This window comes from Enterobacter sp. JBIWA008, from assembly GCF_019968765.1.
Taxonomy (GTDB): Bacteria; Pseudomonadota; Gammaproteobacteria; order Enterobacterales; family Enterobacteriaceae; genus Enterobacter.
This window is the reverse complement of the sequence record NZ_CP074149.1, coordinates 2,818,441-2,832,724: the sequence shown is the minus strand read 5'-3', so window position 1 is coordinate 2,832,724 and position 14,284 is coordinate 2,818,441. Positions and strand designations below refer to the sequence as shown.

Below are 14,284 nucleotides of genomic sequence, written 5' to 3'. Positions count from 1 at the left end.
TCATCGTTGATATATTCTGCTGCCGCACCAGTATGCAAATTCTACTAATTATGGTAGTGGCGATAATATCACTATTGCGTTAACGAGGGTGGTTCTCTTTTTGTTTTTTTTAATATATAACAGATAGTTATTGTATTGCGTGAGGGAAGAATAAGAGGGTATAGGACATATCGGGCTTTTTCATAGGATTAATCCTATAATTTTCCGACTGCTTCATTTGCCAACAGTTACGTAGCGGTAAATATTGAATTGAGGCGAAGCTCATGTAAACTTGCTTACCGTTTGTCAAAATATGTCAGGAAGACGCTGGGCCTTATTCTGAAGGGCTCGTGCGGTAGCTATGCCCTTAAAATAGTAACGCCCTGAAAATATCCTGGCTATTTTAACAATAGCACTTAAGTCAAACTTCACTCCCTTATCTTCATCATCGAAATATCGCTACGGAAAAGCATATGAAAATGCGCGTACTGTTTTCACTTCTGTTTGTAATGGCGGTGGCGGGCTGTAAAGCGCCGCAGAAACCTGTGATCAACGACGATACGATCGAGACCAGCCAGGTCAACGGCGTCACCTTAACCCACCGTCACGCCGTTACGCCGCCGACGGAGTTCACCCCAGTTAACGCTCCTTATCGCGCCATGTATCCGGCCTCTCTGATGAGCCGTCCTGACTTCGGCGGCAAGGTTATCCGTAACCTCGAGACCGGAAAAACGTATGTGGTGCTGGGGCAGGTTGAACACTACTGGATGGCGCTAGCCGATGAAGGTAACGAGCAGCTGATTGGTTACGTCCCGATGCGCGCCGTTATTAAGGCCGACCAGTACGACGCCGCGGTGCGTAAACAGGCCATTCGTCCTAAGGCGCGTAAAAAAGCGACCTGTGTTGATGTCGATGGCAATAGCAAAGCCTGCAAAGACAGCGCTAACGGTACCTGGATCCTGAACTAAACGGCTTTCATGAGCGCATTTTTATGAATAATAAAAATTTTCATAAGCTGTGGTTATTCTTTTACGCGGTGATTTTCGCCCTGGTCAGTGGTTGTACGTCGTCTTCACACAGCGACCCCTCCCGCTACAATCTGCAGTTTCAGGCTCATCCACAGATCAATGAATCTGCGCCGCTTAAGGTCCGGGTATTGTTGCTGAAATCCGATGCGGATTTCATGTCCAGCGACTTCTACTCCCTGCAGAACAACGCGTCAGCCACGCTTGGCGCGAATCTGCTGAACAGCGACGTGTTCTTCCTGATGCCGGGACAGCTGTCCAAAACCCTCAGCGGGCAAAGTTCTCCGGAGGCCCGCTATATCGGCGTGATGGCGGAGTATCAGGTGCTGGATGGCAAAAAATGGCGCGTTTCACTCCCTCTGCCTGTGCCAGGCGAAAATCATATCTACCAGTTCTGGAAATGGTCCGCGGATGAACTTCAGGCCAACGTTTTTCTCGACGTAAACGGCATTCGGGTCATCAGCCAGTAACGCGCTTCAAAACAGGAAACACATCATCATGACGAAAGCAGAAAAGGTCGTCTGGACCGAAGGCATGTTCCTGCGTCCACACCATTTTCAGCGGACTGAAAGCTATCTGCTCAACCATGTTCGTGAATGGGGTGCGCTACAGCGGTCATATCTCTGGGGCTTTCTTGACGTTGAGCTGGATGAAGCGATGCTTCGTCAGGGCTGCATTGCCCTGAGCTACTGCAGCGGCTTGCTGCCGGACGGTACCTTTTTCCAGGTGCGTAACGGGCGCAACGGTCCTGCACCGCTGAAAATTCCTGACAATCTCACCAACGAAAAGGTAGTGCTCGCACTGCCGGTCCGTCGTGGCGAGAGAGAAGAGGTGATTTTTAGCGAAGAGCCGGCCTCGCTGGCGCGCTTTATCGCGTTCGAGCAAGAGGTGGAAGACGATAACGCCATGTCGGTGGGGGACGCCACCGTTCAGTTTGGCCGTCTGCGTCTGACCCTGATGCTTGAAAAAGATCTCACGGCGGAATGGACCGCCATCGGCGTGGCGTTTGTGGCCGAGAAACGCAACGACAACCACGTGCGCCTTGATAACAGCTACATTCCGCCGATGCTGAACGCCAATAACAGCCCGCAGATCTACAGCATGATCAACGATCTGCACGGCTTGCTGGTGCAGCGCAGCCAGCAGATTGGCGGCCGACTGCGCCAGCCCGGCCGCTTTAACACCTCTGAAATGATTGAGTTTACGCTGCTGTCGCTGGTTAACCGTCATCTGGGCGAGGTGTCTCATTTAAAAACCCTCCCGCTGCTGCATCCGGAAACGCTCTGGCGCAGCTGGCTGCCGTTTGCCACCGAGCTCGCCACCTGGACGTCGCAGCGTACCGCCGAAAGCGTGCTGCCGATTTACGATCATGACGATCTGGCAAACTGCTTCAGCAAGCTGATGCTGATGCTGCGCCAGGGTCTGTCGCTGGTGATGGAAGACCATGCCATTCAGCTGCCGCTTAACGAACGCTCTCACGGCCTGAACATCGCCACGGTGCCTGAAACCAGCATGGTGCGTGAGTTCGGCTTCGTGCTGGCGGTAAAAGCCAACGTGCCAGGCGAACACCTGCAAACCCACTTCCCGGCGCAGATGAAGGTCGCGCCGGTCTCGAAAATCCGCGATCTGGTTCAGCTTCAGCTGCCGGGCATTATGCTGCGCGCCATGCCGGTCGCGCCGCCGCAGATCCCGTGGCATGCCGGCTACAGCTACTTTGAACTGGAGAAGGGCAGCGAGCTGTGGCACGAGATGGATAAGTCCGGCGCATTCGCCCTGCACCTTGCAGGGGAGTTCCCGGGGCTGGATATGGAGTTTTGGGCCATCCGTAGCCCGACAGAATAATAAAGCGAGCGCTTAATATGCAGGAACGACAGGACACCGGCAGTGATGCCGCGTTTACCGGAGCCAGTAGCAACAACCAGCTGGTGGCGGCCGCCAATCCGCTGCTCAATGCGATTCCGCAGATCCGTCACTCGGTCTCCCATGACGATCAGGTGGCGTTACGCCAGCGCCTGATCGATGAGATTCGCCGTTTCGAAGTCCGCTGCCAGCAGGCGGGGCTGCCCTACGAAGTGATCGTCGGGGCGCGCTACTGCCTGTGTACGGCGCTCGATGAGGCTGCCGCGCTTACCCCCTGGGGCAGCAGCGGCGTCTGGTCAAGCAACGGCCTGCTGGTGACGTTCCATAACGAAACCTGGGGCGGCGAGAAGTTTTTCCAGCTGCTGGCGCGCCTGTCGCAGAACCCTCGCGAGCATATCCTGCTGCTGGAGATGATCAACTACTGCCTGCTGCTGGGCTTCGAAGGACGCTATCGGGTGCTGGACAATGGCCGCACCCAGCTTGAAACCATCAAGCAGCGGCTGTGGCAGATGATCCGCGGCGTGCGCGGCAGCTATCCCCCACCGCTTTCTCCGCATCCGGAAGATCGTCCGGTGCTGCGCAAGCTCTGGCGGCCGATGGTTCCCCTGTGGGCCTGCGTGGCGCTGGCCGGGTTTATCGCCTGCCTGTTTTATATCGTGCTTAACTGGCGTCTTGGCGATAACACCAGCCCGGTACTGGCGAAGATTTACCAGTCCCAGCTGCCGGAAACCACAATTCAGCAGCCGGCCCGTCAGCTACCGGCGGTGCTGAACCTGCGCGGCTTCCTGAAGCCTGAAATCGAGGCTGGCCTGGTCGCGGTGAAGGACGAAGCGGATCGCAGCGTCGTTATCCTGAAGGGCGACGGGCTGTTTGCCTCTGCCTCTACCGTCGTGCGTGACCGCTATGAACCGGTCATCAACCGCATTGCGCAGGCGATGAATAACGTCAGCGGCAAAATTCTGGTGGTGGGCTACAGCGACAACGTGCCGATCCGCAGCGCGCGCTTTGCCTCGAACTATGAACTCTCTCTGGAACGCGCCCGCTCGGTACAGAAAATGCTGCAGGGAAGCCTCTCTCAGCCTGGCCGCGTAAAGGCGGAAGGGCGGGGCGAGATTAACCCGGTGGCGCCGAACACGACGCCGGAAAACCGCGCCCGTAACCGCCGTGTGGAGATTACTCTGCTGGTGTCGCCTGAAAACACTCAGGCCGAGCTGAACGGATTGCCGCAAGGAAACTAAGGATGCTGACTACACTTCTTTCCATTTTGACCAACCGCATTCTGTGGAGCTTCCTCGGCGTAACGGCGCTTGCGGCGGTGATCTGGATGATTGGTCCCCTGTTGTCCATCGTGGACACCCGACCGCTTGAGTCTGAACAGAATCGTATCATCAGCATTGCCGTGGTCTATCTGCTCTGGGCGCAGGGCCACATTCTGCCGCGCCTGTACAATGCCTGGCTGAACCGCAAGCTGATGGACAAGCTCAAAGAGAACACCGCCAGCCAGGAAGCGGCGGATCCGCAGAAGCGGCTGAACAGCGAGGAGCAGATCCTCGCCAGCCGTTTTGATGAAGCCGCGCAGATGCTGAAAAAAGCGCACTTCAGCAAAGCGGGCCAGGGCGCCCAGTGGACGCAGCGCTTCAGCACGCAATATCTCTATCAGCTGCCGTGGTACGTCATTATCGGCGCGCCGGGCTCCGGTAAAACCACGGCGCTGGTTAACTCCGGGCTGCAGTTCCCGCTGGCCGATCGCTTTGGTAAGACCGCGCTGCGGGGCATTGGCGGCACGCGCAACTGCGACTGGTGGTTCACCAATGAGGCCGTGCTGCTGGACACGGCGGGCCGCTATACCACCCAGGAGAGCGAGCAGGTGCAGGACGCCGGCGAATGGCTGGAGTTTATCAACCTGCTGCGCAAGTATCGCCGCCGCCAGCCGATCAACGGCGTCATCATTACTATTAGCATTTCTGACCTGCTCACCCAGTCCGCCGAGGCGTCCCGCCAGCAGGCGGTGAACCTGCGCCAGCGTCTGTCCGAGCTGCATGAACAGCTGGGTATCCGCTTCCCGGTGTACGTGATGGTGACCAAGGCCGACCTGCTTAAAGGCTTCCGCGCCTGGTTTGCCGACTACGACAAAGCGCAGCGCGACCAGATCTGGGGCTTCACGCTGCCGTGGGAGCAAACCAAACACGCCGATTACGACCTGATGGGCAACTTCCAGCAGGAGTTTTCCCTGCTGCAGCAGCGCCTCGATGCCGGGCTGCCGGAAACCATGCTGAAAGAGCATGACGCAAAAACCCGCGCAGAAGCGTATCTCTTCCCGCAGGAGTTCGCCGCGCTGCGTCCGCTGCTGGCGGACTATCTGAGCACGGTCTTCGCCCGCTCCAACTTCGAAACCGAGTTCTCTCCGCGCGGGATCTACTTCGCCAGCGGAACTCAGGAAGGCATGCCGTTCGACCGCGTGATGGGCGAACTGAACCGCGCGCTGTCGCTGCCGGAAGGGGCGGAGGCGGATAACTGGGATTCGGTCAGCAAAGAAGCGCCTATCCCGGGGGCAAAAGGCCAGAGTTTCTTCATTAAGAACTTGCTGCAAAACGTCATATTCCAGGAAGCCGGGATCGCGGGCGAAAACCGCTGGTGGGAGCTGCGCAACCGGGCGGCGATCTGGTCCGGCTACGCGGCGCTGCTGGCCCTGCTGGCGATCCTCGGCGGGCTGTGGCTGACCAGCTATGCCAAAAACAAAACCTATCTGGCAGAGGTGGATGCGAAGGTGCCCCAGCTGGATCAGCAGAGCAAGGCGTTACAGAACCAGCCGCAGCGTGACCTGTTCGATCTGCTGCCGCTGCTGAACGGTCTGGTTGACCTGCCGAAAAGCGACGCGTTTGATGTGAACGATCCGCCCGTATCCCGCCGTATGGGTCTCTATCGCGGGGATGACGTCAGCGATGCCGCGCAGTCTTTGTACCAGAAAGCGCTGGATCAGATGCTGTTACCTGCCGTCGCCATGCACATTACCACCTGGCTTCGCAACGACAACGGCAGCGACGTGGAATACAGCTATGAAGCGCTGAAAGCCTATCAGATGCTGTATCAGCCGAAGCACTATGACGGCAAATTCCTGCATTCGTGGGTGATGCTCAACCTGCAGCGAAATCTGCCGCAGAACGTCACGAAGGCGCAGCTGCAGCAGCTTGAATGGCACCTGACGCAGCTGCTGGAACCGAAAATTCAGGCCTCGCCGTACGCACAGGATGAATCCCTGGTTGCGCGCGAAAGAGCGATGATCGGCCAGCAGCCGCTCTCCACGCGCGTATACGGTCGTCTCAAACGTCTGCTGGAGCATGATGACAACCTCAAGCCGGTCTCCCTTTCCGACCTGGGCGGACCGCAGAGCGAGCTGGTGTTTTCACGCAAAAGCGGCAAGCCGGTGAGCGAAGGCGTCCCGGGCCTCTATACGCCGGACGGCTACTGGAAAAGCTTTAACGGCCAGATTGACAGCGTAACCACCGCCCTGCACGAGGACGACGCCTGGGTGCTGGGGGCCGCCACGGCGCAGGAGGATAAACAGCAGATCGATAACGCCGTGCGCCAGCTCTACATGCGCGACTTTATCGCTAACTGGGATCGCTTCCTCGCCGACATCCAGCTCAATAACAGCGCCGATCTTTCCCAGAGCATCAACACCGCGCGCCTACTCTCCGGCGCAAACTCGCCGCTGCGCCGTCTGGTGCAGAACCTGAGCCAGGTCCTGACGCTGTCACGCAATGCGCCAGCGCCGGAAGATGCGGATAAAGCGCAGGCGCAGAGCAACCGCGCCACCCGCACGCTGGAAGCGCTGTTCAGCAACAATGACGCTGCGCCGACCCAGGCCGCCGTGGTCACCCAGGCGCCGGAGCAGCTGGTCACCGACCACTACGCGCCGATGATTGAGCTGGCGCAGCCGCTGGAGAAGGGCGGGAAGACCATCGTGTTTGATGATTTTCTCAAGCAGGTGGATGAGCTCTATCGCTACCTGACCGCGGTCCAGGATGCGGCCAACAGCGGCATGCCGGCACCGGGCGGCGAGGCGATCAGCCGTCTGCAGGCCAGCGCCGGACGCCTGCCGGGCGGTCTGCAAACTATGTTCAGCAATATGGCGGTGGGTGCCAGCAGCGATACTCAGCGCCGTGACCTGGAAAACGTGCGGAAGCGGATTAACGTTGAGGTGGGCGGTTTCTGCCGTCAGGCGATTGCCGGTCGCTACCCGCTGGTGCGCAGCGCCAGCACCGAGGTCACCCCTGACGATCTCGCGCGCATGTTTGCGCCTGGAACCGGGCTAATGGACGCCTTCTTCCGCGACAATCTGACCAATAAAGTGGATACCACGCAGGCAAACTGGCGCTTTATGCCGGGCATCGACGGTAAAACGCTGCCGGGCAGCGAAGGGCTGCTGAGACCGTTCCAGCAGGCTCAGTCGATTCGCGACGCCTTCTTTGCTAATGGCGCAACCACGCCGTCCTTCAAGGTGACGGTTCGCACCGTGCGAATGGATAACACCATTCTGAACCTGACGCTGGACGTTGACGGCCAGCTGCTGCGCTACAGCCACGGTCCGCAGGCCGTGCAGATCATGAACTGGCCGGGGCCGGGCGGTACCAACCAGGTACGCATGCAGCTGGGGCTGGCGAACGGCAGCACCGCGACGCTGGTCACCAACGGCGCCTGGGCGCTCAACCGCTTCTTCGATAAAGCGAGCACCAGCCCGGGCGCGGGTAGCCTGAGCCGTCAGGCCACATTCAGCGTCGACGGACATCAGGTCACGCTGGAGTTTGCGCCAAACAGCATTCGTAACCCGTTCCAGCTTCCCCGTTTCTCATGCCCATAACCGCAAGGACAGCCGTATGACGAATACCCCTGCGATGAACCGCTACAGCTGGTATGGCAAGTTACCCAGCGCCGGAGATTTTTTGCAGCGTCGCTTTCCTGACACTTTACAGCGCCAGTGGTCACACTGGTTCCAGGTCGGTCTGCTGGCCTGGCAGCAGGAAGAGCAGCGCAGCGGCGAGCGCCAGTTTCACAAAGCGCCAGTCTGGAATTTTGTTGTACCGCCCATGCTGGGCAGCCAGATGATCCAGATGGGCTGCCTGCTGCCCGGCCGCGACAGCGTTGGACGACAGTATCCGGTCTGCCTTCAGCTGAGCTTCACCCCGTCAGAGTGGTCGACCAGCCTGCTCAGCCAGGCCGAAAGCTGGTACCAGCAGATTGGGCGCCTGGGGCTGCACGCGGTGCGCAACAGTTTTTCCGCCTCGCAGCTCGATGAGATGCTGATGACCATTCCGGCACCGCAGCCCGTCGAGCCGCAAAAGCGCTCCGACATCCTGGATGTGATTGGCTATGACGAGGACGGCCAGAGCACGCTGGGCTGGCCTCAGGCGGCCGAGTGTTTTGATCCGCTGCGTCAGACCAGCTACTGGTGGACCAACCGCTGCGACGGTTACCCGCTCTACACCCACGTGCACAGCGGTAACTTTACCGGGCAGCTTTTCACCCTGCTGTTCGACCCGGCAGGGGGCGCCCGTCCGGGGCGTCACGGTCTCTATCCGCCCATGTTTGAATAAGCAGGGATCTCATGAATATCGAAGAATTTCTCGCGCCAATAAGCCCCGAAAAACCCTGCGGCGAAAACCTGGAGTACGACGCCGACTTCCAGATTATGAATCAGGCAAGCCTTGGGAAAGCGGAACAGCAGTTTGGCGACACCATTATCCCGGCAGAGCCAGCTGACTGGAACACGGTGGAAAAATACGCCACCAGCCTGCTGACCCGCACCAAAGATCTTCGCGTCCTGCTGGCGTTAACCCATGCCTGGACGCGCCGCCGCGGGCTTGCGGGCTACGCGGACGGATTACTGCTGGTACAGGAGGCGATCGCCCGTTACTGGGAGCCGCTCTATCCGCTGCTGGAAGAGTATGGCGAAACCGATCCGTTCTACCGCATTAACGCCCTGGCAGGGCTGAGCGATAAATCCGACCTCACCGTCGCCGTTCGTAACGCCTCGCTGCTGCGTTCAAACGGCGATGAAATTTCGCTCCGGGATGCCCAGGCCCTGCTGGACGGCAGCAAAACGGAATGCCCGGACTATCCCGGCGGCCGTCCACGGCTGATTGACGAGCTGGCCCGCGGCGACCAGCCGGGAACCGCAGCGGTTATCGTCATTAACGAACGTCTGCTGGCGATTCGCGAGCTGCTCTCCGGGCATCTCGGTGAAAGCGGCGTGCCCGAGATGGAGCAGCTGCTGAAAACCGTCGGGCTGGTGGCCAGCGCGTGTCAGGTAACCGACATCAGCAAGCTGCTGCCGAACCGTGAGGCGCAGGCAGAACCCCAGGCCGAGCAGCAGTCGGCGGCAGCGCAGCCCGTTCAGCCGGTCACCGACTGGCGCAGCGTGCAGGTCACCAGCCGCGCCGACGCGCAGCTGATGCTGGAAAAAGCGAAGCAGTATTTTGCGCAGTACGAACCGAGCCACCCCGCACCGCTGATGATTGAACGGGTGCAGCGGCTGTCAGAACTTAACTTTATGGATATTATTCGCGACCTGGCGCCAGACGGCGTTAACCAACTTGAAAACATCTTTGGGCGCCGCGAATAACGCGTCCAGGCATTATGACGACAGGCATGGAGCCTGCCGTTTCACCTTCACCGCGCATCTTTGATGGAGAACATCATGGCAATGAGTAACAGTGGACAGAAATTCATCGCACGTAACCGTGCTCCCCGCGTGCAGATCGAGTACGACGTAGAGATCTACGGTGCAGAACGTAAAATTCAGCTGCCGTTTGTGATGGGCGTCATGGCCGATCTGGTCGGCAAACCGGTGGAAAACCTGCCGGCCGTCGACGAGCGTAAATTCCTCGAAATCGACATCGACAACTTTGACGAACGCATGAAGGCGCTGAAGCCGCGCGTGGCGTTCCAGGTGGATAACACCCTGACCGGCGAAGGTAAACTCAACGTGGATCTGACCTTCGACAGCATGGACGACTTCCTGCCGGATGCGGTAGCACGCAAGGTCGAGCCGCTGAACAAGCTGCTGGAAGCGCGTACCCAGCTCTCCAACCTGCTGACCTATATGGACGGCAAAAACGGTGCGGAAGAGCTGATCGCTAAAATTCTGCAGGATCCGACGCTGCTCAAATCCCTGAGCCAGTTGCCGAAAAATGACGAAAGCGCGAAAGGTAGCGAGGAATAATCGATGAGCAACCAGACTCAACAACATGAGCAGCAGGCGGGCCAGGCGTTCAGCCAGGATGAATTCAGCGCGCTGCTGAACAAAGAGTTCCGCCCGAAAACCGACCAGGCCCGCTCCGCCGTAGAAAGCGCGGTTAAAACCCTGGCGCAGCAGGCGCTGGAAAATACCGTCACCTTCTCCAACGATACCTACCGCACCATTCAGAACCTGATCGCCGGTATCGACGAGCAGCTGTCGCAGCAGGTAAACCAGATCATTCACCACGAAGAGTTTCAGAAGCTGGAGAGCGCCTGGCGCGGTCTGAGCTACCTGGTGAACAACACTGAAACTGACGAGATGCTGAAGATCCGCTTTATGAGCATCTCCAAGCAGGAGCTGGGCCGCACCCTGAAGCGCTTCAAGGGCGTGGGCTGGGACCAGAGCCCGATCTTCAAGAAAATCTACGAGCAGGAGTACGGTCAGTTCGGCGGCGAGCCGTTTGGCTGCATCGTGGGCGACTACTACTTCGACCACAGCCCGCAGGACGTTGAGCTGCTGGGCGAAATGGCGCGCATCGGCTCTGCGGCGCACTGTCCGTTTATCACCGGTACCGCACCGGGCGTGATGCAGATGGAGTCCTGGCAGGAGCTGGCTAACCCGCGCGACCTGACCAAGATCTTCCAGAACACCGAATACGCCGCCTGGCGTTCACTGCGTGAATCAGAAGATGCCCGCTATCTGGGTCTGGTGATGCCGCGCTTCCTGTCGCGCCTGCCGTACGGCATTCGCACTAACCCGGTCGACAGCTTCGACTTTGAAGAGCAGACCGACGGCGCGAACCACAACAGCTACTCCTGGGCGAACGCCGCGTACGCGATGGCCGCCAACATCAACCGCTCCTTCAAAGAGTACGGCTGGTGCACCTCGATTCGCGGCGTGGAGTCCGGCGGGGCGGTGGAAAACCTGCCGTGCCACACCTTCCCGAGCGACGACGGCGGCGTGGACATGAAGTGCCCGACCGAGATCGCCATCAGCGATCGTCGTGAAGCCGAGCTGGCGAAAAACGGCTTTATGCCGCTGGTACACCGCAAAAACTCCGACTTTGCCGCCTTCATCGGCGCGCAGTCGCTGCAGAAACCGGCCGAGTACCACGATCCGGATGCCACCGCCAACGCGCGTCTGGCCTCTCGCCTGCCGTACCTGTTCGCCTGCTGCCGCTTTGCCCACTACCTGAAGTGCATCGTGCGCGACAAAATCGGCTCCTTCCGCGAACGCGAAGAGATGGAGCGCTGGCTGAACGACTGGGTGATGAACTACGTCGACGGTGACCCGGCGAACTCCTCTCAGGAGACCAAGTCCCGTAAACCGCTCGCGGCTGCGGAAGTGCAGGTGCAGGAGATCGAAGACAACCCGGGCTACTACGCCGCGAAGTTCTTCCTGCGTCCACACTACCAGCTGGAAGGTCTGACCGTTTCCCTGCGTCTGGTATCTAAACTGCCGTCGCTCAAAACGAAAGACGCGTGATGATAATTGCCGCCGGGAGGCCATGCCCGGCGTTGGCTGTGTAGTATGGAAATTTGAGAGGAAATATGACCGCGAGACCTTCGTTTGTTGCTGCCTGGGCGGCAGCAACACGTATTTACGATGCAAATGATTCTATCGGCAAAGTTAAGCAAGTTATCGGCGGCAAGGTTAAGCACAACTTCGAAATACCGCAAGATCAGGGTGGGTGGTCAAATAGTTGTGCCGTACGCATGAGTTATGTTCTTAACTATACCGGGCATCCCGTTCCGCGTATTGCAAATCTCACGGTATCCGGCGCTGATAATAAATGGTACTTCTACCGCGTAAAGGATGTCATTGCCTGGCTGACGCGTCAGTGGGGTAAACCTGACATGATCGTGAGTTATCCTTCCTTACCCGTTCATCAATTAGCCAACAAAAAGGGCGTAATTCTGTTTGAGGTACAGGGCTGGAGTGACGCCGCAGGTCATGCAACATTCTGGAATGGTTTAACCTGTTCGGATCACTGTTATTTCAATGCGCCGGAGACGAATTACACGACGACCAAAGCTAATTTTTGGGAGTTGCCATGAAAAAAATGATTGTTAGTCTACTGTTGCTCACCAGTTCCGTTTCTGTATATGCAACTGACGACCCGGTGTTGTTTGTCAAAAAAATGCCGTATAAGCAAGTTGTTAAAGACGTTGTTTTTTCTCGCTGCCTGGCACAAGTTTCAGATGATAAAAGCCAGTTTTCTCTGGATGCAGCGCGTAGCAGTAGTGCATTACTGGAATGGGTGCCTTTCGATATTGAAAATGGCAATGACAAAATTAATGCCCTTATTAATAAATATAAAGGCGCAACCAATGCTTTTCATTCTGAGATAAAGCCCGATATAAAAGGCGTAACCTTAAACTGTTTACGTCTTTATCATAGTGAAGAGCTTAATAAACTTGTTCCTCAATTAATCATCGGAAATCCTGACCGCACATGGATTCAGGATAATCCACAATAGTAAAAGACTTCACATTCTTTCCATTTATTCCGGGAGAATGTAAGACTGTCAAATGACACGGGTCATTTGATGTGAGGCAGAGGTAAAATATGGACGGTTTTATTCAGCCCCATGCTTTCCTGTTTGCCATATAAGGGCTTTTTCGAAAGCAATATTGTTCATCCACGAAGAGTAGATATTATGGCTATTGATATGTTTCTGAAGGTCGAGGGTGTTACGGGCGAATCTAAAGATTCTAACCACACCGGCTGGACTGATATTACCTCCTTCTCCTGGGGCGCTTCCCAGCCGGGTAATATGAGCGTTGGCGGTGGCGGCGGTGCCGGTAAAGTTAACTTTAACGACCTGCACGTTAACGCCCTGATCGACAAATCCACCACAGCTATCCTGAAACACTGCGCCAGCGGTAAACACCTGACCAAAGTTGAGCTGTCCGTCTGTAAAGCCGGCGGCCAGCAGGTGGAATATACCCGCATCACGCTGGAAGATGTGCTGGTGACCTCTGTTCAGTACACCGGTGCTGACAACGGCGATACCGTTGGTGTGACCTATGCATTCCAGGCTGCGAAAGTGAAACAGCAGTACTGGGAGCAGACCACGTCTGGTGGTAAAGGTGCTGAAAGCAGCGCTGGCTGGAACATCAAAGAGAATAAAGAAGCGTAATTGCGTATGTGGCCGGGGAGTTTTCCCCGGTCATTATCAACCGGGAAGGAAGATAGCATGGCAAGTTTGCAGGAAGGAGGCGCCCGTCCTCTCACCATTGGCGAAATAGCACTGGCGCGCTCGGTTTTTGGTGACGCAATAAAGTACTCAGAAGTGAAAGTCCATAATAAAAGCTATTTGCCGTTTAATATGCAGTCGACAGATGTCGCGATGACCCCCAACGGTGAGCTCTATTTTCGCGAGCCGCATTATCGGGATGACTTCTCAATAGAGGTTCCGCGATATAAACACTGGTTTATTCACGAAATGGTGCATGTATTGCAGCATCAGATTGGAATGAATGTTCGAACCCGAGGCGCATTCAGCTGGGCAGCAAGTTATAATTATTCTCTGCCCCCCGATAAAAAACTATCGGACTTTGGTATGGAGCAGCAGGCTTCTATCATTTCAGATTTTTATTATCTGATAAATTACGGTCTGGGTGATTTCCGAAACATAGCAGGTTTTGAGGGAATTATTGGACCCGACCTGAAGGATAAATATCTGCAGGTATTATCGTTGTTTATTCAAAATCCTAAAGACCGGCGGGTATGGTTATGAAACAGTTACTCAGTGTTGTAGCAATCGCATTAACGGTGAGTGCCTGTGTCTCTCATCCTGCACAATATCAGTCGCTTACGGTTACGCTAAAGAACAACGAACCCTGCTTTGCTATTCCCGCTAACTCAGGATTAGACGCGCCTGTTACCAGCCATTCGCCCACCATAATGAAACGCGCGGGAAATGAATGGAAAGCGATATCGCCGCCGTCAACGTTTAGCCCTGAGGTGACGTTAACGACCCAACAGTGTCACCAGTGGAAGGGGATTACGTGGCAAGCCGGAGAATATGATGTTGCCCTGAAGGTGTCAGGGAAAAACGATTCTATTCGCTATGCTGCCCGTTTCACCTTACAAGAAGGTCCTTCAGGCCAGTTTAAGCTTACGCAGACTGAATAGAATGTGTTAACCCCCAAACGCCGCCGTTCTCGCCCCGAGA

Annotated in this window: 14 protein-coding genes; all 14 read left to right on the top strand. The window is 56.7% G+C overall.

Annotation, left to right across the window (positions count from 1 at the left end; translation table 11 throughout):
* Positions 1 to 452: 452 nt before the first annotated feature.
* Entirely contained in the window at positions 453 to 947 is a 495-nt protein-coding gene (locus KGP24_RS13675; RefSeq protein WP_223560805.1) for an SH3 domain-containing protein, read from the top strand.
* A gap of 23 nt (positions 948 to 970) precedes the next feature.
* The gene (gene tssJ, locus KGP24_RS13670) at positions 971 to 1,474 is read left to right on the top strand and encodes a type VI secretion system lipoprotein TssJ (RefSeq protein WP_047652274.1); all 504 of its coding nucleotides are present in this window, start codon (positions 971 to 973) and stop codon (positions 1,472 to 1,474) included.
* 28 nt (positions 1,475 to 1,502) lie between these two features.
* Positions 1,503 to 2,846, top strand: a complete 1,344-nt coding sequence (tssK, locus tag KGP24_RS13665; protein WP_223560804.1) for a type VI secretion system baseplate subunit TssK — start codon at positions 1,503 to 1,505, stop codon at positions 2,844 to 2,846.
* Between the two features lie 17 nt (positions 2,847 to 2,863).
* On the top strand, positions 2,864 to 4,102 hold the full coding sequence (locus KGP24_RS13660) for a DotU family type VI secretion system protein (protein ID WP_063440429.1): 1,239 nt from the start codon (positions 2,864 to 2,866) through the stop codon (positions 4,100 to 4,102).
* A gap of 2 nt (positions 4,103 to 4,104) precedes the next feature.
* Positions 4,105 to 7,725 carry a type VI secretion system membrane subunit TssM gene (gene tssM, locus KGP24_RS13655; RefSeq protein ID WP_223560803.1) on the top strand — a complete coding sequence of 1,207 codons (3,621 nt, stop codon included), beginning with the start codon at positions 4,105 to 4,107 and terminating at the stop codon, positions 7,723 to 7,725.
* Between the two features lie 16 nt (positions 7,726 to 7,741).
* Positions 7,742 to 8,458, top strand: coding sequence for a type VI secretion system-associated protein TagF (gene tagF, locus KGP24_RS13650; protein WP_223560802.1), 717 nt, complete (start codon positions 7,742 to 7,744; stop codon positions 8,456 to 8,458).
* Between the two features lie 11 nt (positions 8,459 to 8,469).
* On the top strand, positions 8,470 to 9,486 hold the full coding sequence (tssA, locus tag KGP24_RS13645) for a type VI secretion system protein TssA (protein ID WP_223560801.1): 1,017 nt from the start codon (positions 8,470 to 8,472) through the stop codon (positions 9,484 to 9,486).
* A 75-nt stretch (positions 9,487 to 9,561) separates the two neighbouring features.
* Positions 9,562 to 10,086: a type VI secretion system contractile sheath small subunit gene (gene tssB, locus KGP24_RS13640; RefSeq protein WP_008502644.1), complete on the top strand. Its 525-nt coding sequence runs from the start codon at positions 9,562 to 9,564 to the stop codon at positions 10,084 to 10,086.
* Between the two features lie 3 nt (positions 10,087 to 10,089).
* Positions 10,090 to 11,589 carry a type VI secretion system contractile sheath large subunit gene (tssC, locus tag KGP24_RS13635; RefSeq protein WP_014884232.1) on the top strand — a complete coding sequence of 500 codons (1,500 nt, stop codon included), beginning with the start codon at positions 10,090 to 10,092 and terminating at the stop codon, positions 11,587 to 11,589.
* 65 nt (positions 11,590 to 11,654) lie between these two features.
* Positions 11,655 to 12,161, top strand: coding sequence for a type VI secretion system amidase effector protein Tae4 (locus KGP24_RS13630; protein ID WP_223560800.1), 507 nt, complete (start codon positions 11,655 to 11,657; stop codon positions 12,159 to 12,161).
* On the top strand, positions 12,158 to 12,583 hold the full coding sequence (locus KGP24_RS13625; protein ID WP_223560799.1) for a T6SS amidase immunity protein Tai4 family protein: 426 nt from the start codon (positions 12,158 to 12,160) through the stop codon (positions 12,581 to 12,583). The genes KGP24_RS13630 and KGP24_RS13625 overlap by 4 nt, the downstream gene beginning before the upstream one ends.
* Before the next feature lie 180 nt (positions 12,584 to 12,763).
* Positions 12,764 to 13,246: a type VI secretion system tube protein Hcp gene (locus KGP24_RS13620; RefSeq protein WP_075606776.1), complete on the top strand. Its 483-nt coding sequence runs from the start codon at positions 12,764 to 12,766 to the stop codon at positions 13,244 to 13,246.
* Between the two features lie 57 nt (positions 13,247 to 13,303).
* Positions 13,304 to 13,846 carry a hypothetical protein gene (locus KGP24_RS13615; protein WP_021240381.1) on the top strand — a complete coding sequence of 181 codons (543 nt, stop codon included), beginning with the start codon at positions 13,304 to 13,306 and terminating at the stop codon, positions 13,844 to 13,846.
* Positions 13,837 to 14,244 carry a putative T6SS immunity periplasmic lipoprotein gene (locus KGP24_RS13610; protein WP_348984481.1) on the top strand — a complete coding sequence of 136 codons (408 nt, stop codon included), beginning with the start codon at positions 13,837 to 13,839 and terminating at the stop codon, positions 14,242 to 14,244. Before KGP24_RS13615 ends, KGP24_RS13610 begins: the two co-directional genes overlap by 10 nt.
* Positions 14,245 to 14,284: the final 40 nt, after the last annotated feature.

What these genes read in the sequence shown, in the direction of transcription:
- tagF (WP_223560802.1), top strand. Translation starts at nt 7,742, where the DNA reads ATGACGAATACCCCTGCGATGAACCGCTACAGCTGGTATGGCAAGTTA.
- KGP24_RS13615 (WP_021240381.1), top strand. Translation starts at nt 13,304, where the DNA reads ATGGCAAGTTTGCAGGAAGGAGGCGCCCGTCCTCTCACCATTGGCGAA.
- KGP24_RS13630 (WP_223560800.1), top strand. Translation starts at nt 11,655, where the DNA reads ATGACCGCGAGACCTTCGTTTGTTGCTGCCTGGGCGGCAGCAACACGT.
- KGP24_RS13675 (WP_223560805.1), top strand. Translation starts at nt 453, where the DNA reads ATGAAAATGCGCGTACTGTTTTCACTTCTGTTTGTAATGGCGGTGGCG.
- tssJ (WP_047652274.1), top strand. Translation starts at nt 971, where the DNA reads ATGAATAATAAAAATTTTCATAAGCTGTGGTTATTCTTTTACGCGGTG.
- tssA (WP_223560801.1), top strand. Translation starts at nt 8,470, where the DNA reads ATGAATATCGAAGAATTTCTCGCGCCAATAAGCCCCGAAAAACCCTGC.
- KGP24_RS13660 (WP_063440429.1), top strand. Translation starts at nt 2,864, where the DNA reads ATGCAGGAACGACAGGACACCGGCAGTGATGCCGCGTTTACCGGAGCC.
- tssC (WP_014884232.1), top strand. Translation starts at nt 10,090, where the DNA reads ATGAGCAACCAGACTCAACAACATGAGCAGCAGGCGGGCCAGGCGTTC.
- KGP24_RS13620 (WP_075606776.1), top strand. Translation starts at nt 12,764, where the DNA reads ATGGCTATTGATATGTTTCTGAAGGTCGAGGGTGTTACGGGCGAATCT.
- tssM (WP_223560803.1), top strand. Translation starts at nt 4,105, where the DNA reads ATGCTGACTACACTTCTTTCCATTTTGACCAACCGCATTCTGTGGAGC.
- KGP24_RS13625 (WP_223560799.1), top strand. Translation starts at nt 12,158, where the DNA reads ATGAAAAAAATGATTGTTAGTCTACTGTTGCTCACCAGTTCCGTTTCT.
- KGP24_RS13610 (WP_348984481.1), top strand. Translation starts at nt 13,837, where the DNA reads ATGGTTATGAAACAGTTACTCAGTGTTGTAGCAATCGCATTAACGGTG.
- tssK (WP_223560804.1), top strand. Translation starts at nt 1,503, where the DNA reads ATGACGAAAGCAGAAAAGGTCGTCTGGACCGAAGGCATGTTCCTGCGT.
- tssB (WP_008502644.1), top strand. Translation starts at nt 9,562, where the DNA reads ATGGCAATGAGTAACAGTGGACAGAAATTCATCGCACGTAACCGTGCT.